Here is a 22,380-nt window from a genome sequence, read left to right as displayed (position 1 = left end):
GACGGCATCGCGATGGGCCACTCGGGCATGCTCTACTCGCTGCCCTCCCGCGAGATCATCGCGGACTCCGTGGAGTACATGGTCAACGCGCACCAGGCCGACGCCCTCGTCTGCATCTCCAACTGCGACAAGATCACCCCGGGCATGCTCAACGCCGCCATGCGCCTCAACATCCCCACCGTGTTCGTCTCCGGCGGGCCGATGGAGGCCGGCAAGGCCGTGGTCGTCGGCGGCGTCGCGCAGGCACCCACCGACCTGATCACCGCGATCGCCGCGTCGGCGAGCAGCGAGGTCGACGAGGACGGGCTGTCGATCGTCGAGCGTTCGGCGTGCCCGACCTGCGGTTCGTGCTCCGGCATGTTCACCGCGAACTCCATGAACTGCCTCACCGAGGCGCTGGGCCTGTCGCTGCCGGGCAACGGCTCCACACTGGCCACGCACGCCGCGCGCCGCGAGCTGTTCTCCGGCGCCGGGCGCACGGTCATCGACCTGTGCAAGCGCTGGTACGGCGAGGACGACGCGTCGGCGCTGCCCCGCTCGATCGCCACCCGCGCCGCGTTCGAGAACGCGATGGCCCTGGACATGGCCATGGGCGGCTCGACCAACACCGTGCTGCACATCCTCGCCGCCGCACAGGAAGGCGAGGTCGACTTCACCATCAGCGACATCGACGACATCGGCCGCCGCGTGCCATGCCTGTCGAAAGTGGCACCGAACTCCGACTACCACATGGAAGACGTCCACCGCGCCGGCGGCATCCCCGCCATCCTGGGCGAGCTCTACCGCGGTGGCCTGCTGAACACCGGCGTCCACTCGGTCCACTCCCCCGACCTCGCCTCGTGGCTGAACGAGTGGGACATCCGCGCCGAGTCGCCGTCGGAGAAGGCGCTGGAGCTGTTCCACGCCGCGCCGGGTGGGGTGCGCACCACCAAGGCGTTCTCGACGGAGAACCGCTGGTCGTCGCTCGACACCGACGCCGCCGGCGGCTGCATCCACGACGTCGAGCACGCGTACACGAAGGACGGCGGCCTCGCGATCCTGCGCGGCAACCTGGCCGAGAACGGCGCCGTGATCAAGGCCGCCGGCATCGACGAGGACCTGTGGCACTTCGAGGGCCCGGCGCGGGTGCTCGAGAGCCAGGAGGAGGCCGTGTCGGCGATCCTGAAGAAGGAGATCCAGCCGGGCGAGGTGCTGGTGATCCGTTACGAGGGTCCGGCGGGCGGGCCGGGCATGCAGGAGATGCTGCACCCCACCGCGTTCCTCAAGGGCTCGGGCCTGGGCAAGAAGTGCGCGCTGATCACGGACGGGCGCTTCTCGGGCGGCTCGTCGGGCATCTCCGTCGGCCACATCTCGCCGGAGGCGGCGGCGGGCGGCCTGATCGGCCTGGTCGAGAACGGTGACCGCATCCTGCTGGACGTCCACGAACGCCGGCTCGAGCTGCTGGTCGACGCCGAGATCCTGGCGGAGCGCCGGTCGAAGATGGAGACGGCGGAGCGGCCGTGGCAGCCGAAGGAGCGCCAGCGCCCGATCACGGCGGCGCTGCGCGCGTACGCGCGGATGGCCACCTCCGCGGACACCGGCGCGGTGCGGGACCCGAACAAGTGAGCTTGACGGTTGAATGAGACGGGCCGTCCATCCCCGAGGGGGTGGACGGCCCTTTTCGTTCGTTGCCGCTGAATGGCGACGGCGGTCTTCGTACTGGTCAGCGGCCCGGCGAGAGCTTCGGATCACTCCGTCCACCGGACGGCGGAACTACTTTCGCCGCCCCGTGGCAAACCCCAGGTCAGCGTGTCAAAACGATGACCACCACCGAAGCCGCCGCGGCCAACAGCAGCGAGACGACACCCAGGGGCAACGGCCGCTTGCGCCACGGCGTGTTCCGCTCCAGCGAGATCCGGCCGGCGCCGGTGAAAATCAGGGCGAGGGCCACCACGCCGATGAGGAGTTCGAACTCCCAGCCGCGGCCGTCGCCCTCGAAGAAGCCGCCGTGGAACTTCGCGAAGACGGCGCTGGCGGCGACGCCCAGGATCCCGGCGGCCGCGAGCGGCGTGAAGAGGCCCACGAGCAGCAGCGCGCTGCCGCCGACCTCGACGATGCCGGTGACCCACGAGAGCAGCATGGTCTGCTTGTGGAAGCCGAATGTCTCGAGCAGGTGCGCGAACCCCGTGATGCCGGGTCCCCCGAACGCACCGAACAGGTGTTGCAGGCCGTGCGCCCCCACGATCGCGGCGAGCCCCAGGCGCAGGATCAGCAGGCCGAGGCCCAGGCCGCCCTGGCGTACCTCGTCGTCGTTGTCGTTGGTCGTGTCCCCGACCCCGGACAGCAGGCCGCTCTGGTAGTCGTCCCCTTGACTGGTCACGCGCGAAGGGTAGGGGATCCCGACCCCGGCCGCGAGCGAGCGCGCCGAGGTCAGGGGCCCTTCGCGTCAGTATTCGCCGTGCACGATGTTGTCGGGCAGCTCGCCGCCCGCGTAACGCGCGATCTCGGCCGCGGCGACGGCGTACGAGCGTCGCCGCACACCGGCGACGGCGCCGCCGACGTGCGGCGTGAGCAGCAGACCCGGCGCGTGCCACAGCGGGTGGTCGGCCGGCAGCGGCTCGGGGTCCGTCACGTCGAGCGCGGCGCGGAGGCGGCCGGCGGTGAGCTCGGCGAGGAGCGCGTCGGTGCGCACGACCGGTCCCCTCGCGGCGTTGACGAGGACGGCGCCGTCGGGCATCGCGGCGAGGAACTCGGCGTCGACCATCCCCCGCGTGCGCGACGTGAGGGGGACCATCAGCACCACGATGTCGTGGTGCGGCAACAGCTCGGGCAGCTCGGCGACGCCGTGGACCCCGTCGCGCGCCGACATGCCGACCATCGTGCAGCGGACGTCGAACGGTTCGAGCCGGCGCCGCAGCTGCCGCCCGAGGTCTCCGGCGCCGACGATGAGTGCGTGCTGGCCCTGGAGCGTTTCGGCGGAGCGGCGTTCCCAGAGGCGTTCGCGGTGGGCGTCGGCGAAGACGTCTAGCTGCCGGTACATCGACAGCAAGACGGCGACGACCCATTCGGCCGTGCTGCCGCCGTGGGCGCCGCGGCAGGTGGAGAGCAGGACGCCGTCGGGGAGCTTGCCGACCCAGTCCTCGGCGCCGGCGGAGAGCAGCTGCACGAGCTTGAGGTTCGGCAGCTCGCGCCACAGCTCGTCGCCCGCCGGGTGACGGCCGGGGATGAGGACCTCGGCCTTCGCGGCTTCCGGCGGCACGGGGTCGCCCCACTGGTAGCGCACGGCCTGCACCATCGGGAGCTCCGAGAGCGCCTCGACGCCCTCGTCGTCGGGGACCAGCACAGTCAGCGTCATGATCGCCACGTTAGCCACTTACTCCGCGCTCACGTGGGGGCACCTAGGCTGGAGCATCATGCGTACCCGGTACCGGTGGTCGGCGCCGCTGGCCCTCCTCGCCTCTGGCGGACTCCTGCTGTCGGGCTGCGCGCGGTTCGACGACACCGCGGCCGGCCAGACGTTCAGCGCCGCCCCGGTGCCCAGCCCCGAGTCGCCGCCGCAGGTGCAGGACCCGAACGACCCGTCCGGCGACGGCCAAGGCGGCGTGGGCCAGGGCGGTCAGCAGCAGTCGCCCACGCCGATCCCGCCGCCGCAGGGGTGCAAGGACTTCGACAAGGCCGTGATCGCCACGTGCCTGGACACGGTCGCGGCCGTCGCCGGCCTCCCGGGCGACGGCTCGACGCCCGCGGCTCTCGCCGGTGAACGGAAATCGGGCCGCGTGGTTCTCGCCACAGCCGGCCGCGACGCGACGCCGTTCGAGCAGCTCGACGTCGTCGCCACTGGGGACGGCGGCCTGACCTCGCTGGTGCTGTCGCCGAGCTACGTCGAGGACCAGCTGGTGTTCGCGTACATCACCACGGCGACCGACAACCGCGTCGTGCGCTTCGCGAAGGGCCAGCCGCCGAAGCCGGTGCTCACGGGCATCCCGAAGGGCGCGACCGGCAACCGCGGCGCCCTCATCGGCGACGGCCGCGGCGCCCTGCTCGTCGCGACGGGCGACGCGGGCAACCCCGCATCTGCGGCGGACCCGAAGTCGCTGGCGGGCAAGGTGCTGCGCATCGACACGTCGGGCAGCCCGGCCGCCGGCAACCCGACCGCGGGCTCCGCCGTGTACGCCTCGGGCCTCCACGCCCCCGGCGGCCTCTGCACCTCCCCCGACGGCAAACGCGTGTGGGTCACCGACCAGACCGCCGGCCCCGACGCGCTGTACCGCGTCCAGGCGGGCCAGACCCTGTCGACGCCCGCGTGGACCTGGCCGGACAAGCCAGGCGTCCGGGGCTGCGCCGACTTCTCCGACTTGGACGGCACCCTGAGCATCGCGTCGTCCGCCGGCCTGCAGAACCTGCCGGTCAACCCGGACGGCGCGGTGACCGGCAAACCCAGCGTCAGCCTCGACGGCAAGGGCAAGCCCCCCACGACCTACGGCCGCCTCGCAGCCATGAGCATGATCAGCCCCCAGCTGGCGGTCGCCGGCACCACCAACAAGGACGGCGGTAAACCCGTCTCCAGCGACGACCGCGTCGTCCTCATCACGATCGTCCAAACCGAGGGCGGTCCGGGGAAGGACTGAGGTCCGGCTCCGGTCTGACCTGGGGGTTTGTGGTTGTCGCCGTTGAGCGGCGACGGGTTGGTTCCGGGCTGGCCTTTGCCCCGGCTCGTTGCCTCAGCCTGCTCGCCCGATCGCGTCGCCATCCACCGACGAACGCCCGGACTCCAGCCACCTCTCGATAGCACGAAGCCTTTCGCCGTTCGGCGGCGATTGGTCGCCGCACCTCGGCGCCGCAGCGGTCGCCACTCAGCGGCGAATCGCGGTCGCCGTTCCGAGACGAGCCGGCAGTCGCCGTTGAGTGGCGAAACCCGTTGCAGCCCCCACGCGAAGCGGCAGTCGCCACTCAGTGGCCAATCCGGCTGGCTTTCCCCGGCGGCGCGGCAGTCGCCAATCCCGGTTGCCGTTCCCAGGCGAGCCGACAATCGCCGTTCAGAGGCGAACGCGTTGCCCGCCCACAGGCGAGATAGCCGTCGCCGTTGAGAGGCAACGGCGGTTTCGCCCCTCAGCGGCGAGCCCGTGGGGCGCGGCTTTCGGCCCGCGCCGCCCGGATGTCCAGGATCGACGCGGCGATCGACGCCAGCACGGCGAGCAGCGCGACGTACCGGCCGACCCCCGGGTTGATCATCACGCCGGCGGTTTCGAGGAACGCCCGCTGGTCGCTGTCGAAGACCCAGTCCAGTGTCGTCCAGCCGATGACCATGAGCAGCAGCGCGGCGAGGCCCGCGACGAGCCACAGGTGCGGCAGGCCACTGACCCGGACCTTCCTGACCTGCCCGAAGAACACCACCACGAGGCCTACCAGCACCAGCACCAGCGGCGGGAACCACGAGAAAAAGTCCGAGTGCCAGGCCGAGCGCACGACGTCGTCGTGGGGCAGGGAGTTGAAAGCGTCACGGACATCGGCCGTGGCCGTGTCGGCGCTGAGGACCGTCCAGGGAAGAAACACCGCCACGAGCGCAAGCAGCCCGGCCCCCAGACCGAGCCACTCGCGCCACGTGACGCGTTTGACAGAGAACGCCACTCAGGAACCGACGCGCTCGATGATGAGCTCACGCACGCGCTTGGCGTCGGCCTGGCCCTTGGTGGCCTTCATGACCGCGCCGACGATCGCGCCCGCCGCGGCCACCTTGCCGCCGCGGATCTTCTCCGCGACGTCCGGCTGCGCGGCCAGGGCCTCGTCTACGGCGGCGATCAGCGCGGAGTCATCGGAAACAACCTTCAGCCCGCGCTTGTCCACCACCTCGCGCGGCGAACCCTCGCCGGCGAGCACGCCCTGCACGACCTCCTTGGCGAGCTTGTTCGTCAGCTCACCGGAGGACACGAGCGCGATCACCTCGGCCACCTGCACCGGCGTGATCGCCAGCTCGGCGAGCTCGACCTCGCGCGTGTTGGCCTCCTGCGCCAGCGTGTTGACCCACCAGCCGCGGGCTTCGTCCGGCTTCGCGCCGGCCTCGACCGTGGCCGCGACGAGGTCGACCGCGCCGACGTTCAGCAGGTCGCGCAACGCTTCATCCGACAGGTTCCACTCGGTCTGGATCCGCTTGCGCCGCTCGGCCGGCATCTCCGGCAGCGTCTTGCGCAGCTCCTCGACCCAGTCGCGCGCCGGCGCGATCGGGACCAGGTCGGGCTCCGGGAAGTACCGGTAGTCCTCCGCGGTCTCCTTGGTGCGCCCGCCGGACGTGGTGCCGTCGGCCTCCTGGAAGTGCCGCGTCTCCTGCTTGATCGAGCCGCCGTCCGCGAGAATCGCCGCCTGGCGGGTCATCTCGTACCGCACGGCGCGCTCGACGCTGCGCAGCGAGTTGACGTTCTTGGTCTCCGTGCGCGTGCCGAACTCGGTGGCGTCCTTGTCCATCAGCGACACGTTCGCGTCGCAGCGAAGGGACCCCTGGTCCATACGGACGTCGGACACGTCGAGCGCCCGCAGCAGGTCGCGCAGCGCGGAAACGTACGCGCGCGCCACCTCCGGCGCCCTCTCGCCGGTGCCCTCGATCGGCTTGGTGACGATCTCGATCAGCGGCACGCCGGCGCGGTTGTAGTCCAGCAGCGAATAGTCCGCGCCGTGGATCCGGCCGGTCGCGCCGCCCATGTGCAGCGACTTGCCGGTGTCCTCCTCCATGTGCGCGCGCTCGATCTCCACGCGCACGACCTCGCCGTCGTCGAGCGTGACGTCGAGGTAGCCGTTGAAGGCGATCGGCTCGTCGTACTGCGAGGTCTGGAAGTTCTTCGGCTGGTCCGGGTAGAAGTAGTTCTTCCGCGCGAAGCGGCACCACTCGGCGATCTCGCAGTTGAGCGCCAGCCCGATGCGGATCGCGCCCTCCACGGCCTTGCCGTTCACCACGGGCAGCGCGCCGGGCAGGCCGAGGCACGTGGGGCACGTCTTCGTGTTCGGCTCGCCGCCGAACTCGTTGGCGCAGCCGCAGAACATCTTCGTCTTCGTGTTGAGCTCGACGTGGACCTCGAGCCCGAGCACCGGGTCGAAGCGCTCGATGACCTCGGCGTAGTCCATCAACTCGGCCACGGCAGTCACTTCGTTCCTCCCAGCTCCGGGACCTGGTGCACGAGCGACCCGCCGGCGGCGGTGTCGCGTGCGGCCTCGTAGGCGGCGCCGACGCGGTAGAGCCGGTCGTCGGCGAGCGCCGGGGCCATGATCTGCAGGCCGACCGGCAGGCCGTCCTCGTCGGACAGTCCACTCGGGACGCTCATGGCGGCGTTGCCCGCGAGGTTCGACGGGATGGTGCAGAGGTCGGCGAGGTACATCGCCATCGGGTCGTCCACGCGTTCGCCGATCTTGAACGCCGTGGTCGGCGTGGTCGGCGACACGAGCACGTCCACCTGCTCGAACGCGGAGGTGAAGTCCTGCGTGATGAGCGTGCGCACCTTCTGGGCCGAGCCGTAGTAGGCGTCGTAGTAGCCCGACGAAAGCGCGTACGTGCCCAGCATGATGCGGCGCTTCACCTCGGCACCGAAGCCCTTTTCGCGCGTGAGCGACATGACTTCTTCGGCGCTGTGCGTGCCGTCGTCGGCCACGCGCAGGCCGTAACGCATCGCGTCGAACCGCGCGAGGTTCGACGACGCCTCGCTCGGCGCGATCAGGTAGTACGCCGGCAGCGCGTAGACGAAGTGCGGGCACGAGACCTCAACCACTTCGGCGCCCAGCGCGCGCAGTTGCTCGACGGCGGCGTGGAACGACCGCAGCACACCGGCCTGGTAGCCGTCGCCGGCGAACTCCTTCACCACGCCGACGCGCACGCCCTTGAGGTCGCCGCTGGCCCCCTCGCGCGCCGCGGCGACGACCGGCGGGACCGGTGCGTCGATCGACGTCGAGTCCATCGGGTCGTAACCGGCGATGACCTCGTGCAGCAGCGCAGCGTCAAGCACCGTCCGCGCGCACGGGCCAGCCTGGTCGAGCGACGACGAGAAGGCGACGAGGCCGTAGCGCGAAACCCCGCCGTACGTCGGCTTCACGCCGACCGTGCCCGTGACGGAGCCCGGCTGGCGGATCGAGCCGCCGGTGTCCGTGCCGATGGCCAGCGCCGCCTCGAACGCCGCGATCGACGCCGACGAGCCACCGCCCGAACCGCCCGGGATGCGGGCGTGGTCCCACGGGTTGTGCGTGGGGCCGAAGGCGGAGTTCTCCGTGGACGAACCCATGGCGAACTCGTCCATGTTCGTCTTGCCGAGGATGACGACGCCGGCTTCGCGCAGCCTGCGCGTAACCGTCGCGTCGTACGGCGGGATCCACCCCTCCAGCGTGCGCGAGCCGCACGTGGTGGGGATGCCCTCGGTGGTCAGCACGTCCTTCAGCGCCAGCGGGACGCCCGCCAGCGACGACGCGGGTTGCTCCCCCGCGGCCAGCTTCTCGTCGACGGACTTGGCCGCGCCGAGCGCGCCTTCGGTGTCGACGTGCAGGAACGCGTGGACGTGGTCGTCGACCTCGGCGATCCGGTCCAGGTGCGCCTGGGTGACCTCGACCGCGGAGACCTCACGCGCGTGGATCTTCGCCGCCAGCTCGGCGGCGGTCAGCTTGACGAGTTCGCTCACTGTTCTTCTCCCAGAATCCGCGGCACCCGGAACCGGCCCTCCTCGGCGGCCGGCGCGCCGGCCAATGCCTGCTGCTGCGTCAAGCAGGGGCGGATCTCGTCCTCGCGGAAGACGTTCGTGAGCGGCACGGAGTGCGAGGTCGGCGGGACGTCTGCCGCGGCGACCTGACTCACCTTCGCCACCGAGTCCAGGATCTGGTCGAGCTGGCCCGCGAAGACGTCCAGCTCGTCATCGGTGACGGCCAGCCTGGCCAGCTTGGCGAGGTGCGCGACCTCGTCTCGGGAAATGTTGGGCACGCGGGTGACTCCCGGGGTGTGCTGTGCGGGTGCGGTCGGAAGCTGCAAGTCTATGGTGGCGGCGCCGGACGGCTCGACCGGGTTATGGCCGGACCTGCTGCGACCCGGGGTGTCCCGTTCGCCGGACAGCGGTCCCCAAGAAGTACCCGGTCTGTCACAATCGGCGCCCGGTTACCGCGTTCCGCGACAAGACGGAACGCCTGAGGCGAGAGGGGCGTGTGGTGTCGTTCCTGCTGCGGGTCCAGCTTCCGGACTCCCCCGGCACCCTCGGCGCCGTCGCGACGGCGCTCGGCACCGTCGGCGCCGACATCCTCAGCGTCGATGTCGTGGAGCGCGGCGGCGGGGTCGCCATCGACGACCTCGTGGTCGAGCTCCCGTCCGGCCGCCTGCCGGACGCCCTCATCACCGCGGCCGAGAGCATCGAAGGCGTCGAGGTCGACGCCGTCCGGCCTTACGCCGGGATTCTGGACACCCACCGCGAGCTGGAGCTGGTCGAGGAGATCGCGGCCCAGCCGAAGACCGGGCTCGACCTGCTTGCCGAAGGTGTGCCGAAGATCATCCGCGCCGGTTGGGCTGTCGTCGTGGAACACCGGGAATCGGGCACGCGCCGGCTGGCTTCGTCGAGCGCGGCGCCGGAGAACCCGTTCACGGACCTGCCCTGGCTGCCGTTGGAGCGCGCCACCGTCCTCGACGGCGAAGAGGACTGGATCCCTGAGACGTGGAAGGAGCTGGGCACGGAGCTGGCGGCGACACCGCTGGGCAAGCCGGGCAAGGCTCTTCTCGTGGCCCGGCCCGGCGGTCCCAACTTCCGTGCCGCGGAGGTCGCCCGCCTGGCGCACTTCGCCGGCATCGTCGCCGTCGTCCTGGACGGCTGACGGGTCCCGTATTCAGGCGCTGAGCTGGGATTCGCCGCAGAACGGCGACGCCTTCCTTCGGCGCGCGACGGTCCCCTCCGGGGCGCTTTCTGACCGTTCGGCGGGGTCATCGCTGAGAGGCAATGACGTCTCAGCCGAGAAGCGCCGACCAATCCACGCGCGAGCACGGCGGCAACACTCCAAGTCGGCGAACGACGGCCTCCCGGCGCTCGGGCCGCTCGCCCGACCGTCGCCGACACGGGTTGGCTGTCGAGCACCTCAGACCCCGCGGCTACACGAGATCAGCCGCCACAATCAGGCCTGCAATCGAACCCTGCCCGCGTCCCTCCGGACACCCGGTCCCAGCCCGGCCCGAACCGTCGCCTCTCAGCGGCAAAAGACCCTGACCAGCCAAAACAGCCTACAAATCGTACTCATACGCGATCAAGCTGATGTTCGGAAACGGCTTCCAATCCCGCTCCGGCAATCGCCGAAACCCGATGCGCTCGTACAGCCGATGAGCCGTCCGCATCCGATCGAGACTGCTCAACACGACTTTCCCCAACCCCAGCTCCCGTGCTCGCTCCAGCACCGCCCGCGTGAGCGCCTCGCCGATCCCACGCCCACGCGCCGAACCGGCGACGGCCAGCATCCGGAACTCCAGCTCACCCTCACGCGAGATCTCCGCGTACGACGTGCCCGGTCGCACCACCGCGACCGTCCCGAGGACCGCGTCGCCATCAACAGCCACCAGCAGCTCGGCGTGCTCCGCCCGGTGCGCGACGTCGCGCAGCTCGTTCTCGTACCCGACCTCGTCGGAGAGCAGGCCGTCCAGGCGGTACGCCTCGACCGTCAGCTCCCCCACCGATGCGAGCTCCTCGGCCCGCGGCACCCTGATCTCGACGTCACCCATCGGAGGGCTCTTCGTCCGGCTCGGCGGTGCCGGTATCCAGCGCCACCTCGGCGGCCGCGTCCGGACCCCGCTCCAGCAGCACGCGGAAGCCGCCCTCGTCGAGCACCGGCACCTTCAACTGCACGGCCTTCTCGTACTTCGACCCCGGCGCCTCGCCCGCCACGACGAACGCCGTCTTCTTCGACACCGACCCCGCCGCCTTGCCGCCGCGGGCCATGATGGCGTCCTTGGCCTCGTCGCGGGAGAACCCGTCGAGCGAGCCCGTGACCACGATCGACAGCCCCTCGAGGTGACGCGGGATCGAGTCGTCGCGTTCCTCTTCCATCCGTACGCCGGCGTGTCGCCATTTTTCGACGATCTCCCGGTGCCAGTCGACTTCGAACCACTCCTGCACGGCGTGCGCGATGGTCGGCCCGACGCCGTCGACGTCGGCGAGCTCTTCCTCACTCGCCTCCTCGACGCGCTCGATCGAGCCGAACTCGCGCGCCAGCGCCTGCGCCGCCGTCGGCCCGACGTGGCGGATCGACAGCGCGACGATCACCTTCCACAAGGGACGGTCCTTCGCCACGTCGAGGTTCGTCAGGAGTTTCCGCGCGTTGGCCGAGAGGTCGCCCGCCTTGGTGCGGAACAGTTCCACCTCGGACAGCGCGTCCTCGCTGAGGTCGAACACGTCGCCCTCGTCGGCGACCACGCGCGCGTCGAGCAGCGCGACAGCCGCCTCGTACCCGAGCACCTCGATGTCGAACGCGCCGCGCCCGGCCAGGTGGAACAGCCGCTCCCGCAGCTGCGCGGGGCAGAAACGGGTATTCGGGCAGCGGATATCCTTGTCGCCTTCCTTCTGGTAGGCGAGTTCCGTGCCGCATTCCGGGCAGTGCGTGGGCATGACGAATTCGCGCTCGTCGCCCGTGCGCGCGTCGACGACCGGTCCCATCACCTCGGGGATGACGTCGCCCGCCTTGCGGATCACGATGCGGTCGCCGATCAGCACGCCCTTGCGCTTGACCTCTTCCGCGTTGTGCAGCGTCGCGCGCGCCACCGTCGAACCCGCGACCTTCACCGGCTCCGTGACGGCGAACGGCGTGACGCGGCCCGTGCGCCCGACGCCCACCTGGATGTCGAGCAACGTCGTGATCGCCTCTTCCGGCGCGTACTTGTAGGCGATCGCCCAGCGCGGCGCGCGCGAAGTGGTGCCCAGCCGGCGTTGCAGCGCGACCTGGTCGACCTTGATCACGACGCCGTCGATCTCGTGCTCGGCGTCGTGCCGGTGCTCGCCCCAGTACGCGATGTGGTCGGTGAGCTCCTTCGCCGTGTGCAGCACACGCGTGTGCGGCGAAACCGGCAGCCCCCACGCCACGAGCGCGTCGTACGCGTGCGACTGCGTGACCGGTTCGAAGCCCTCGCGCTTGCCCAGGCCGTGGCAGATCAGCCGCAGCCGGCGTTCCTTGGTGATGCGCGGGTCCTTCTGCCGCAACGACCCCGCAGCCGTGTTGCGCGGGTTCGCGTACGGCGGCTTGCCCGCTTCGACCATCTTCGCGTTGAGCTCCACGAAGTCCTCGACGCGGAAGAAGACCTCGCCGCGCACCTCGATGAGCTTCGGCACGGGGAACTCGTCGGTGCCGGTCAGCTCGTCGGGGACCTGCTCCAGCGTGCGGATGTTGAGCGTGACGTCCTCGCCCGTGCGGCCGTCGCCGCGGGTCAGGCCGCGCGTGAGCTTGCCGTCCTCGTAGAGGAGGTTGATGGCCAGGCCGTCGATCTTCAGCTCGGCGAGGTACTCCGTGGAGCCGATCTCCTTCTCGACGCGCTCCACCCAGGTGAGGAACTCGTCGGTGTCGAAGACGTTGTCCAGGCTCAGCATGCGTTCGAGGTGGTCGTACGCGGTGAACCCGGTGGAGAACGTGCCGCCGACGTTCTGCGTCGGCGAATCCGGCGTGACCAGCGCCGGGTACTCGTCCTCGATCGCCTGCAACTCGCCGAGGAGCGCGTCGAACTGCCCGTCGGAGACGATGGGCGAGTCCAGCACGTAGTAGCGGAACTGGTGCCCGCGGACGTCCTCGGCGAGGGCGCCGTGGCGTTCGCGCACGTCGGCCGGGACGTCGGTGACGTCCTGGGCCACCACTGCCGGTTCGGCGGGGGCGGCCAACTGGTCGTGGGGAAGGTCGCTGCTCACGGGTGGTAACCCTAGCCGGAGGTGCCGACAGTTTCGCCTTCTTGCCCGTTCAGACCCCGGACCAGGTCACGGAGCTCCAGGAGGCTGATCGTGCCCTCCGGTTCGGTCTCGGCTGTCTCGACGCGGCGTAGCCGTTCGGCGGCGACACGCTCACCGAGTGTGGCGTCCAGAGGGAGGAAGGTCATGGTGGTGCGCGCCGCCGGCTCGAGGTCGGCCAGCGCGGGGTGGTAGACGGCCACGTCGACCACGTCCTCGTCCACCTGCGCGACGACACGCACATCGGCCAGCGAGATGCGGTGGTCGCCGAGGTTCACCGTGACCTCGGTCGGGTCCGGGACCGGCGGCACGGAGTCGTGGTGCTCCCAGATGGCGTCGTCCGGCGGGGCGGCGGCCTTCCAGGCGTCCGTGAACGGCCGCAGTTCCGGGTCCTCCTGGCCGGTGACCACGAGGGCGTAGATCGCCTGGCGGCCGCGTTCGAGCGAGAAATGCAGCTGCGGGTGCAGGGTCTCGACCAGCACGCAGAGATCGTGCTCGACGCGGTGCGGTTCGCGGTCACCCAAGGCCGCGTTGACCACGGGGAGGAGCTCGAACCAGCCTTCCCAGAACCTCGCCGCGGCCGCCTCGACGTCGGACGGCACGAGCTGGGCCGGCCACGGCGTGCGCGGGTCGGGCGGCGCGGCTTTGGCGTCGGTACCGGCGCGGGCAGCGCGGCGGCGGAACAGGCCCATGGAACATCCCCCGTTGTCGATCGTTGCCCGACACGCTACCGCGCGCTCACCACGTCTCGGGCGGCTCCACGAAGGCCTTGCCGAGGTCGCGGGTGAGGGCGAGCGCGCGGCGCATCCACTCGTTCGTGGCGCCGGCCATGCCGCAGGTCGGCGTCGGGACGGCGCGTTCGGCCAGGATCGACCGGTTGAAGCCGAGGCGGTCCACGAGCCTGAACGCGGGGCCGGCGACGTCCTTCAGCGTCGGGCGCGACCCGGGGTCCGTCGCCGGGACGAGGCCGAGGAACAGCGACGTGCCGCTGTCCCACGTTTCGCCGATCGCGTCCAGCGTCTCGGCCGACGCCTTGCCGAGCAGCGTGACGTCGAACGCGATGGCGTCCGCGCCGGCCGCCCTGAGCAGCGCGAGCGGCGGCTTCGGCGCGCAGCAGTGCACGACGACGGGCTGGTCCGTGATCGCCCGCACGCCCTCGATCATGGTCGACAGGAGCTCCCGCGCTTCCGGCTCGGGGACGGCCGCCACGTTGCCGTAGCCCGACGGCGTCGACAGGCTCCCCGCAAGCACCGCAGGCAACGACGGCTCGTCGATCTGCACGACGATCGGCGCCCCGATGCGCGCCTTCAGCTCGGCGACGTGCTGGGCGAGGCCGTCCAGCAGCGAGGACGTGAAGTCCCGCAACGCGCCACGATCGGTGAGTACCCGATGCCCGCGCTGCAGCTCGATGCCGGCACCGAGCGTCCACGGCCCGGCCACCTGCGTCTTGAACACCGGCGGCACGACGCCGGCCTTTTCACGCGCTTCCTGCACGGCGTCGAGGTCCCACTGCAGGAGGTCGCGCCCCCGCCGGTGATCGTGCCCGGGCCTCCCCGCGACGCGGTACCCGCTCGGCACCACCTCGACGGCCAGGTCCACGAGCAGCGCCGCGGTGCGGCCGAGGATGTCGGCCCCCACCCCACGCCCCGGCAACTCCGGCAAGTGCGGGAAGTCGGGCAGCTCGCCGAACACGACGGCAGCCGCCTCGGCCGGATCCGCCCCGGGCATCGAGCCGATCGCGGTGGCCGCGCCGTCGGGCCAAGCTCGTTCAGTCACGGGCGAATTCTCGCCGAACCCACCCGCATGCCTCCCACCGCCCTCGCCGGGGTCACCCGGGTGAGCCGGACATTCGCCGCATATCCCTTTGCCAGCACCGAATTCGCGGAGACAGCGATACTCTGGATGGCCATGACGAGCTCCTCGCCACCACCGCCGGGCCGGCACCCCGACGAGGTGAGTCCCACCCGGCTGCGCCGGTGGGACGACGAGCCGCGCATCCCTGAACGCCGCTACCCGGGCCGCTTCTTCGGCGGGACCCTCTTCACCGAAGCTGTCCTCATCGTCAGCCGACGCGCCGAGGTCGTCGAGACCACCGAGGAATACAGCGTCTTCGACCGCGACGGCACCCGCGTCGGCGGCGTGGCCGACGTCAGCCAAGGCTTCCTGCACAAGGCCGCACGCCTGTTGCCGAAGTACGACCAGTACGTCACCCACAAGTTCGAAGTCCGCGACGCCAACCACAGCACCGTGCTGAAAGTAGCCAGACCGGCCAAGGACCTGCGCACGCGCTTCGTCGTCACCCGCGCTGACGAAACCCCGATCGGCGAAATCGTCCCCACCCGCACCCCGGGCGAGACCCGCTTCACTTTCGTCGTCGAAGGCCGCACGGTGGGCCGCGTCGCCGCCTCCGGCCGGCAGGCGTGGGACGTAACCATCAAGAACCACGCCGACACCGAGGTCGCCCGCGTCAGCCGCCCGCCGTCCGGACCCTCGCCGATCGCCGGCGACACCTACCTCGTCGAAATCCCGCACCAGCTGCCCGAACCCCTGGCCAGCATGGTCGTCGCCACAACACTCACGATCGACACCGCCCTCACCCGCCAGACCTCCTGAACACGTGACCGTTGTCTCAGGCCGCCCAGGTGGACACCGCGCCGGTGACAGCCCAATGTGAGGCGAAAGGCCGGGACGCCGGAGTCCTGCCTGGACGGAGGTCGCCGTGGAGCCGTTGCCCGAAGACAGCAACCGGAACTGGACAGAACCCGGGGTCTACGAAGTGGCCGCCGGCGTCTACCGGATCCCGTTGCCGTTGCCGAACGACGCCCTCCGCGCAGTGAACGTCTACGCCGTCACCGACGGCACCACCCTCGCCCTCGTCGACTCCGGCTGGGCCCTCACCGAAGCACGCCAACTCCTGGCCGAGGCGCTCAAGGGCATCGGCGCCGAACTCGGTGACGTGCGTGAGTTCCTCGTCACTCACGTGCACCGCGACCACTACACCCAGGCCGTCGCCCTTCGGCGCGAATTCGGAAACAAGATCTCCTTGGGCCAGTTGGAGGAACCTTCGCTGAAGGTCACCGCCGACCCGGACCAGCTCCCGATGCACGCCCAGATCGAGCTCCTCCGCCACTCCGGCGCCGACGAAGTCATCGCCGCTCTGGGGCGAATATTCGCCGACGTCCCCCGCCGCACCGACCTCGACCTGTGGGAGGACCCGGACGAGTGGCTCACTCCTGGCCGCCGCCAGGTCCTGCCGAACCGCGAGCTCGAAGTGGTCCACACTCCTGGCCACACCACCGGCCACGTCGTCTTCCTCGACGACGCCGCAGGCCTGTTGTTCTCGGGCGACCACGTGCTCCCCCACATCACGCCGTCGATCGGCTTCCAGCCGGTGCCGGCCGAGTTGCCGCTCAACGACTACCTCGACTCACTGCGCCTGGTCCGCGCCCTGCCCGACCAGCGCATGCTGCCGGCGCACGGCCCGGTGGCGGACAGCGTGCACAAACGCATCGACGAACTGCTCGAACACCACCGCCAGCGCCTCGAGAAGATGGCCGCCCAGGTCGACGCCGGAGCCAGCACCGCGTTCGAGACCGCCAGCCGGCTGGGCTGGACCCGCCGTGGCCGCAAACTGTCCGAAATGGACGCGTTCAACCAGATGCTCGCCGTCCTCGAAACGGGCGCCCACCTCGACCTCCTGGTGTCGCAGAACAAGCTGACGGTCCAGCAGATCGACGGAGTTCGCCACTACCTGACGAACTGATCGGCCACCAGCGGCGACGCCTCCAACCACAACGGCCACGCTGGAATACTGATCACCATGCCCGGTATCACCGTGAGGAAAGCGCGCCGCGACGACGTCGAAGCCATCGTGCGCATGCTCGTCGACGACCAACTCGGCGCGACGAGAGACTCAGCCGACGACCTCGAGCCCTACCTTCGCGCGTTCGAAGCCATCGACGCCGACCCGCAACAGCTTCTGGTCGTGGCAACGTCGAACGACGAACCCGTGGCGACCCTGCAACTGACGATCATTCCCGGCCTCGCGCGTCAGGGCGCCTTGCGCGGGCAGATAGAAGCGGTGCGGGTCCAGGGCGACCATCGAGGCGCCGGGCTCGGCGGAGACCTCATCCAATGGGCGATCGACGAGTCCCGCCGGCGCGGATGCGCCCTGGTGCAACTCACCTCCGACGCCTCCCGGACCGCAGTACATCGGTTCTACGAACGACTCGGTTTCGTGGCCAGCCACACTGGTTTCAAGCTGCACCTCTGACCTTTCCTCCGACTGTCCATTCAGCACAGGTCGCCCTGGCCGCCGCAGCTCCCGACGACTCCACACGTTGCCACGAATCCCCGTTGGCGCCAAGAAAAGTGCGCGAACGGCCCGTTCGTGCCGTTTTGATGACCACGCACCAACTGATGCGTATCGTCGCCGCCATGACCAAATCGAAGTCGGCGAACGCAGCCGCCGACGATTCCAACAACACCCCCGAAACCGCCGATCTCGACTTCCTTCTCCGTGCCATGCAAGCGAATCTCGAGATTTTCGAACGCTTGCAGACAGGGCAGCTCATGCAGGTGGCCAAGGACGCGGGTCACCAGATCGCCCGACTTCAAGCGCTTCAACTCCACTGCCTCGCCGGGTTGCGCAGACGAAGATCGGACGCCCGAGAACTGGCCTCTGAAGTGGCGTTGACCTTGCACCTCACAGACAACCGGGCCGGCGCCATGATTTCCGCGGCCGAGGCCCTGGCGAACCGACTCCCTCGGACCTTTCGCCTGATGGACAGCGGGTTTGTCGACCTGTATCGCGCCATGAAGGTCACCGAGGGCACTGTGTGGCTGTCCGATCACCACGCCCGAATCGTCGACACCCTGCTCGAAGACCGCCTGTCCGACAAGAACCCGACGCAGATCCGCAAAGCCACCGCGTACGCCGCGATGAAGACCGACCCCGAAGGAGCGGCGAACCGCGTCACGCAACGGCGCGCTGAGCGTCGGACCGTGCTGCACCACCAGTCCGAGGGCATCTCGCAGCTCTCCATCGACAACGCGCCCACGGAGAAGGCCACTGCCGCTTATCTCCGTATCGACAAAATCGCCCGGGCTCTCAAGACAAGCGACGAGAAGCGGACGCTCGACCAGCTGCGCGCGGACGTCGCGCTCGACCTCCTGCTGACGGACAAGGGTGGTATCGCCGAGCAGGCCGAGGTCTACCTGTACGTCGACCTCCAGACCTACCTGGGGCTTAACGACGACCCAGCTGAGCTGGCCGGACACGGGCACGTTCCGGCCGAGGTCGCCCGGCACATCGCGACCGGTCCCGACACGACCCTGCGGCGGATCATCACCGACCCGCTCACCGGGCAGGTGATCGAAGTCGGCAAGTTCCGTTACCGGCCGAGCATCGACGTCGAGGAGTTCGTGCGGGTCCGGGACCGTGAGTGCCGTCAGCCCGGTTGCCCGCGGCCTGCGCACAACTGCCTGACCGAACCGACGCCGACGAAGGCCGGGTCGGCAACCGACCCTGACGGAACGCTGAGCTACTGCATCCGCCACAGGCGCCTCAAGAATCGCGCCGATTGGAAGTATCAGGTCCTCGACGACGGAAAGCTCGTCATCACGACGCCGACCGGCCAAAAGGTCGAGAGCATCCCGCCGCCGCTGCATGAACCCGACCGGCAAGTCGAGCACCCTGTGGAGACGCGAAAGGGAGCCTGAGCGACGAGGTCAGCGCGTACTGGAAATCTTCGCGCTGCCGAGGACGAGATCGCCGGCACCGGCGTCCGGTCGGTACAAGACCACGACCTGCCCCGGAGCAACGCCCCGGAGCGGCTCGCGCAACTGGACGCTGACGTGCTCGCCGTCGGTCTCGGCCACCGCTTCGGCGATGCCACCGTGCGCACGAACCTGCACGACGCATTCGGTCGGACCGTCGAGCGCGCGACCACTGGGCCAGATCGCCCGGTCAGCCTCGATCACGTCAACGCCAAGGCCGGTCGACGACCCGACCTTCACCGTGCCCGAAACAGGCTCGAGCGAAAGCACGTACCGGGGTCGCCCGTCAGTGGCCGGCGCGTCGATGCCGAGGCCTTTGCGCTGGCCGACGGTGAAGCCGTGCACGCCCGTGTGCTGCCCGAGAACGGCTCCGGTCTCCGCATCGACCAGCTGACCCGGTCGCTGCCCCAGTCGATTCTCGAGGAACTGCTTGGTGTCACCGTCGGGGATGAAGCAGATGTCGTGGCTGTCCGGCTTGTGAGCCACCGAAAGGCCACGCTGCTCCGCCTCGGCGCGGACGTCGGACTTCCACGAGTCGCCCAGCGGGAACATCGCGTGACCGAGCTGTTCGGGCGTAAGGGAAGCCAGAACGTATGACTGGTCCTTGCCCTCGTCGGCGCTCCGGCGAAGCTCGAGCTCACCATCAACCGTCGCGAGGCGCGCGTAGTGGCCGGTGGCCACGGCATCGAAGCCGAGTGCCATCGCCTTCTCCAGCAACGCCTCGAACTTGATCTTCTCGTTGCAAGTCACGCACGGGTTGGGAGTTCGGCCGGCCGCGTACTCGCCGACGAAGGTCTCGACGACCTCTTCGGTGAAGCGCTCGGCGAAATCCCAGATGTAGAAGGGAATCCCGAGGATGTCGGCTGCGCGACGGGCGTCGTGCGAGTCTTCGATAGTGCAGCAGCCGCGTGAGCCCGTCCGCAGCGTGCCTGGTTTCGCGGATAGCGCCAGGTGCACGCCGACGACATCGTGGCCGGCGTCAACCGCCCGAGCCGCAGCGACGGCCGAGTCGACTCCTCCACTCATTGCAGCCAGTACCCGCATCGCTTACACCTCTTGCTTCTGGGTCTGCTTGCGCATGCCGGCAAGTCCCGCCTGCCGCGCCCGGGCGACGACCCCGCCGATCTCCCGCGCGAGCGCGGTCACGTCATCCAGTGTCGACGTGTGGCCCAGCGAAAAGCGCAGCGAGCCGCGGGCGGCCGCGGCGTCAGCGCCCATCGCCAGCAACACGTGGCTCGGCTGGGCGACACCCGCGGTGCAGGCCGAGCCGGTGGAGCATTCGATTCCCTTGGCGTCCAGCAGCATCAGCAGGCTGTCGCCGGCACAGCCGGGGAAGGTGAAGTGGGCGTGGCCCGGCAGGCGCTCGCCGCGTCCGCCGTTGAGGATCGCGTCGGGGATCTCGCGCTGGACGGCCTCGATGAGTTCGTCGCGGAGCTTCTCGACGCGCGCGGCGTATTCGGCGCGGCTCTCCGCCGCCACGCGGACGGCGGTGGCGAAGCTGACGATGGCCGGGACGTCGAGGGTCCCGGAGCGCACGCTGCGTTCCTGGCCGCCACCGTGGAGAACCGGGGTGCATTCGGTGTCGCGGCCGAGGAGGAGAGCGCCGACGCCGTACGGGCCGCCGAGTTTGTGGCCCGTCAAAGTGAGGGCGGAGGCGCCGCTGGTGGCGAAGTCGACCGGGACGGCGCCGACGGCCTGGACGGCATCGGTGTGCAGCGGGATGTCGTGCTCGGCGCAGATGGCGGCGAGCTCGGCGATCGGGTTGATGCTGCCGACCTCGTTGTTGGCCCACATGACCGTTGCGAGGGCGACGGTCTCGGGCGAGGCGTCGATCGCGGCGCGCAAGGTGGCCGGCGAGACGCGGCCCTGGTCGTCGACCTCGAGCCAGGTGATTTCGGCGCCGCACTGGGACTCGAGCCATTCGACGGTGTCGAGGACGGCGTGGTGCTCCACGACGCTGCACAGGATGCGGCGGCGGCCCGGGTCAGCGCTCTGGCGAGCCCAGTAGATGCCCTTGACCGCGAGGTTGTCACTCTCCGTGCCACCGCCGGTGAAGATCACCTCGGAAGGCCGGGCGCCCAGGGCTTCGGCGATGATCTCGCGGGATTCCTCCACAACGCGGCGTGCACGACGTCCCGAAGAGTGCAGCGCGGAAGCGTTGCCCACGGTGGACAAAGCCTCAGTCATCGCCGCTACGGCTTCGGGCAGCATCGGGGTGGTCGCCGCATGGTCGAGATAGGTCATCGCCACATCAGGGTAGTCCGCTCCAGCCCGTGACGAAGTCCACCCTGGGCGCGAAAGTGGCCTGTCACACCTTCTGCGGCCATCGGCTGGTCACACGAACCCCCAGCAAAGCGAGCAGAACGAGGGCGGCGACCAGGATCGCCATCGCCGGCGACGGGTGGACGGCCGAGGCGACGACGGCCAGCAGGACGCCGCCGAGGCCGATGAGCAGGGCCGAGCCGACCCAGTCCGCCAGCTGCATGGCGGAGGTGTTGAAGCCGCGTTCGCCTTCCGGGGAGTAGCGGAGCAGGAGGACGGAGATCGCGGGCATGGCGATGCCCATGCCCGCGCCGCCGATGGCGCAGATCACGAAGGCCGGCCACGCCGGGCACCAGGGCTGCGCGACGAAGCCGAAGCCCACCAAAGCCACGGCGACCAGGGCGAAGCCGATGCGGAGCGTCGCCTCGCGGGACCAGTCGAGGAACCTTCCCTGCAGTCCGGAGGCAGCCGACCAGCCGAGGGCGGTGATCGTCAACGGCAGGCCGGCCAGGGCGGGGCCGTAGCCGTGGACAGCGCTCATCGTGAGGGGCAGGTAGGCCTCCATCCCGGCGTAGGCGCCGGAAAGCAGGGCGCGGGAGGCGACGACGGTGGGCAGGCCGGGGCGGAAAGTCAGGGTGCCCGTCGGGAGCAGCTTCCGAAGTGCCAAACCGAGGGCCACGAGGCCGGCGGCGCCGTAGCCGAGGGCGAGAGGCGACGGGTGCTGACCCGCCCACGTCAAGGCCGCGACCCCGAGCGCGGCGACGACCGCCGGGACGACGCCGGCGCGGCGGGCCTCCATGGCCGGGACGTGGTCGGGCAAGCCGCGGACGACGACGACCAGCAGCGCGACACCGATGGCCACCAGCGGCACCAGGCCGAGGAACACCCAGCGCCACCCGATGCTGACGGTGATCAGGCCGGCGACCGAAGGGCCGATCACCGCGGGCAGAACCCACGCGGCGGCGTTCACTGCGTAGATGACGGGGCGTTCGCGGTCGGTGAACGTCAGGGCGATGAGCAGGGACACCGCGACCAGCAGGAATCCCGACCCGAGACCCTGGAGGGCGCGGCCGGCCAGGAGCACCGGCATGGACTTCGCGTTGCCGGCCACCACCAGTCCCGCGGCGAACAGCGCCGGCCCGGCCAGGAGCGCGGGCGCCGGGCCGCGGCGGTCGCCCATGCGGCCGGACAGCACGGTCGCGACGACGCTGGCGATCAGAAACGTCGTGAACGGCCACGAGTACAGGGCGAGGCCGTTCAGCTCGGCGACGAGCGTGGGCATCGCCGTAGCGACGCCCATGCTTTCGAAGGCCACCAACGTGACGACTAGCAACAAGCCGATCGTCGTGAGCCGGTGCTCGCGGCTCCACAGCACGCTTCTTCGGGGCTGGGGCTGGGCGTCGAGGATCCGGCTCATGATCGCCAGCCTGCAACCTCCAGCGCTATG

Annotated in this window: 20 protein-coding genes; 7 read left to right on the top strand and 13 right to left on the bottom strand. The window is 70.1% G+C overall.

What is annotated here, in order from left to right:
* Positions 1-1,605: dihydroxy-acid dehydratase (gene ilvD / locus ABZU76_RS40995; RefSeq protein ID WP_354880475.1), on the top strand; the 1,605-nt coding region annotated here is incomplete at its 5' end.
* Between the two features lie 178 nt (positions 1,606-1,783).
* Here ilvD and ABZU76_RS40990 read toward each other — a convergent pair.
* Together ABZU76_RS40990 and ABZU76_RS40985 are read right to left on the bottom strand one after the other, a co-directional pair.
* Positions 1,784-2,359: a DoxX family protein gene (locus tag ABZU76_RS40990; RefSeq protein ID WP_354880472.1), complete on the bottom strand. Its 576-nt coding sequence runs from the start codon at positions 2,357-2,359 to the stop codon at positions 1,784-1,786.
* A gap of 66 nt (positions 2,360-2,425) precedes the next feature.
* Entirely contained in the window at positions 2,426-3,334 is a 909-nt protein-coding gene (locus tag ABZU76_RS40985) for a 2-hydroxyacid dehydrogenase (protein WP_354880469.1), read from the bottom strand.
* Positions 3,335-3,392: 58 nt separating this feature from the next.
* Here ABZU76_RS40985 and ABZU76_RS40980 point away from each other — a divergent pair, with 58 nt between their 5' ends.
* Positions 3,393-4,607 carry a PQQ-dependent sugar dehydrogenase gene (locus tag ABZU76_RS40980; protein WP_354880466.1) on the top strand — a complete coding sequence of 405 codons (1,215 nt, stop codon included), beginning with the start codon at positions 3,393-3,395 and terminating at the stop codon, positions 4,605-4,607.
* Positions 4,608-5,088: 481 nt separating this feature from the next.
* Here ABZU76_RS40980 and ABZU76_RS40975 read toward each other — a convergent pair whose 3' ends face one another.
* The 4 genes from ABZU76_RS40975 to gatC are packed head-to-tail and all read right to left on the bottom strand — an operon-like array spanning position 5,089 to position 8,923.
* Positions 5,089-5,607 carry a hypothetical protein gene (locus ABZU76_RS40975; protein ID WP_354880463.1) on the bottom strand — a complete coding sequence of 173 codons (519 nt, stop codon included), beginning with the start codon at positions 5,605-5,607 and terminating at the stop codon, positions 5,089-5,091.
* Positions 5,608-7,113, bottom strand: a complete 1,506-nt coding sequence (gene gatB, locus ABZU76_RS40970) for an Asp-tRNA(Asn)/Glu-tRNA(Gln) amidotransferase subunit GatB (RefSeq protein ID WP_220237601.1) — start codon at positions 7,111-7,113, stop codon at positions 5,608-5,610.
* Positions 7,110-8,627 (bottom strand): Asp-tRNA(Asn)/Glu-tRNA(Gln) amidotransferase subunit GatA, encoded by a 1,518-nt coding sequence (gatA, locus tag ABZU76_RS40965; RefSeq protein ID WP_354880460.1) that lies wholly within the window; start codon positions 8,625-8,627, stop codon positions 7,110-7,112. The genes gatB and gatA overlap by 4 nt, the downstream gene beginning before the upstream one ends.
* The gene (gene gatC, locus ABZU76_RS40960; RefSeq protein WP_220237599.1) at positions 8,624-8,923 is read right to left on the bottom strand and encodes an Asp-tRNA(Asn)/Glu-tRNA(Gln) amidotransferase subunit GatC; all 300 of its coding nucleotides are present in this window, start codon (positions 8,921-8,923) and stop codon (positions 8,624-8,626) included. Before gatC ends, gatA begins: the two co-directional genes overlap by 4 nt.
* Positions 8,924-9,144: 221 nt before the next feature.
* Here gatC and ABZU76_RS40955 point away from each other — a divergent pair, with 221 nt between their 5' ends.
* On the top strand, positions 9,145-9,798 hold the full coding sequence (locus ABZU76_RS40955; RefSeq protein WP_220237598.1) for an amino acid-binding protein: 654 nt from the start codon (positions 9,145-9,147) through the stop codon (positions 9,796-9,798).
* 400 nt (positions 9,799-10,198) lie between these two features.
* Here ABZU76_RS40955 and ABZU76_RS40950 read toward each other — a convergent pair whose 3' ends face one another.
* From ABZU76_RS40950 to ABZU76_RS40935, 4 genes are read right to left on the bottom strand one after another with little or no spacing between them, the layout of a single operon-like run.
* A complete protein-coding gene (locus ABZU76_RS40950; protein ID WP_354880455.1) occupies positions 10,199-10,690 on the bottom strand; it encodes a GNAT family N-acetyltransferase in 492 nt (163 codons plus the stop codon).
* Complete coding sequence (gene ligA, locus ABZU76_RS40945) at positions 10,683-12,857, bottom strand: NAD-dependent DNA ligase LigA (protein ID WP_354880452.1); 2,175 nt, start codon at positions 12,855-12,857, stop codon at positions 10,683-10,685. The genes ABZU76_RS40950 and ligA overlap by 8 nt, the downstream gene beginning before the upstream one ends.
* An 11-nt stretch (positions 12,858-12,868) precedes the next feature.
* Entirely contained in the window at positions 12,869-13,585 is a 717-nt protein-coding gene (locus ABZU76_RS40940; protein WP_354880449.1) for a hypothetical protein, read from the bottom strand.
* A 46-nt stretch (positions 13,586-13,631) separates the two neighbouring features.
* Positions 13,632-14,669, bottom strand: coding sequence for a methionine synthase (locus tag ABZU76_RS40935; protein WP_354880446.1), 1,038 nt, complete (start codon positions 14,667-14,669; stop codon positions 13,632-13,634).
* Positions 14,670-14,801: 132 nt separating this feature from the next.
* On the opposite strand from ABZU76_RS40935, the gene ABZU76_RS40930 reads away from it, so the two are divergent.
* The 4 genes from ABZU76_RS40930 (at position 14,802) to ABZU76_RS40915 (ending at position 18,614) form a co-directional block, all read left to right on the top strand.
* Positions 14,802-15,506, top strand: a complete 705-nt coding sequence (locus ABZU76_RS40930; RefSeq protein WP_354880443.1) for a scramblase — start codon at positions 14,802-14,804, stop codon at positions 15,504-15,506.
* Positions 15,507-15,612: 106 nt separating this feature from the next.
* Positions 15,613-16,656: an MBL fold metallo-hydrolase gene (locus ABZU76_RS40925; protein ID WP_354880440.1), complete on the top strand. Its 1,044-nt coding sequence runs from the start codon at positions 15,613-15,615 to the stop codon at positions 16,654-16,656.
* A 57-nt stretch (positions 16,657-16,713) separates the two neighbouring features.
* Positions 16,714-17,166 carry a GNAT family N-acetyltransferase gene (locus ABZU76_RS40920; protein WP_354880437.1) on the top strand — a complete coding sequence of 151 codons (453 nt, stop codon included), beginning with the start codon at positions 16,714-16,716 and terminating at the stop codon, positions 17,164-17,166.
* Positions 17,167-17,330: 164 nt separating this feature from the next.
* Positions 17,331-18,614, top strand: coding sequence for a DUF222 domain-containing protein (locus tag ABZU76_RS40915; RefSeq protein WP_354880434.1), 1,284 nt, complete (start codon positions 17,331-17,333; stop codon positions 18,612-18,614).
* A 9-nt stretch (positions 18,615-18,623) separates the two neighbouring features.
* Here the strand turns inward: ABZU76_RS40915 and mnmA are convergent, their stop codons facing one another.
* From mnmA to ABZU76_RS40900, 3 genes are all read right to left on the bottom strand, one after another.
* The gene (gene mnmA, locus ABZU76_RS40910) at positions 18,624-19,715 is read right to left on the bottom strand and encodes a tRNA 2-thiouridine(34) synthase MnmA (RefSeq protein WP_354880431.1); all 1,092 of its coding nucleotides are present in this window, start codon (positions 19,713-19,715) and stop codon (positions 18,624-18,626) included.
* A 3-nt stretch (positions 19,716-19,718) separates the two neighbouring features.
* Complete coding sequence (locus tag ABZU76_RS40905; RefSeq protein ID WP_354880428.1) at positions 19,719-20,915, bottom strand: cysteine desulfurase family protein; 1,197 nt, start codon at positions 20,913-20,915, stop codon at positions 19,719-19,721.
* A gap of 64 nt (positions 20,916-20,979) precedes the next feature.
* The gene (locus ABZU76_RS40900; RefSeq protein WP_354880425.1) at positions 20,980-22,350 is read right to left on the bottom strand and encodes an MFS transporter; all 1,371 of its coding nucleotides are present in this window, start codon (positions 22,348-22,350) and stop codon (positions 20,980-20,982) included.
* Positions 22,351-22,380: the final 30 nt, after the last annotated feature.

Origin of the sequence: Amycolatopsis sp. NPDC005232 (assembly GCF_040607795.1) — a bacterium.
Taxonomy (GTDB): Bacteria; Actinomycetota; Actinomycetes; order Mycobacteriales; family Pseudonocardiaceae; genus Amycolatopsis.
This window is presented reverse-complemented; position numbering and strand designations above follow the sequence as displayed.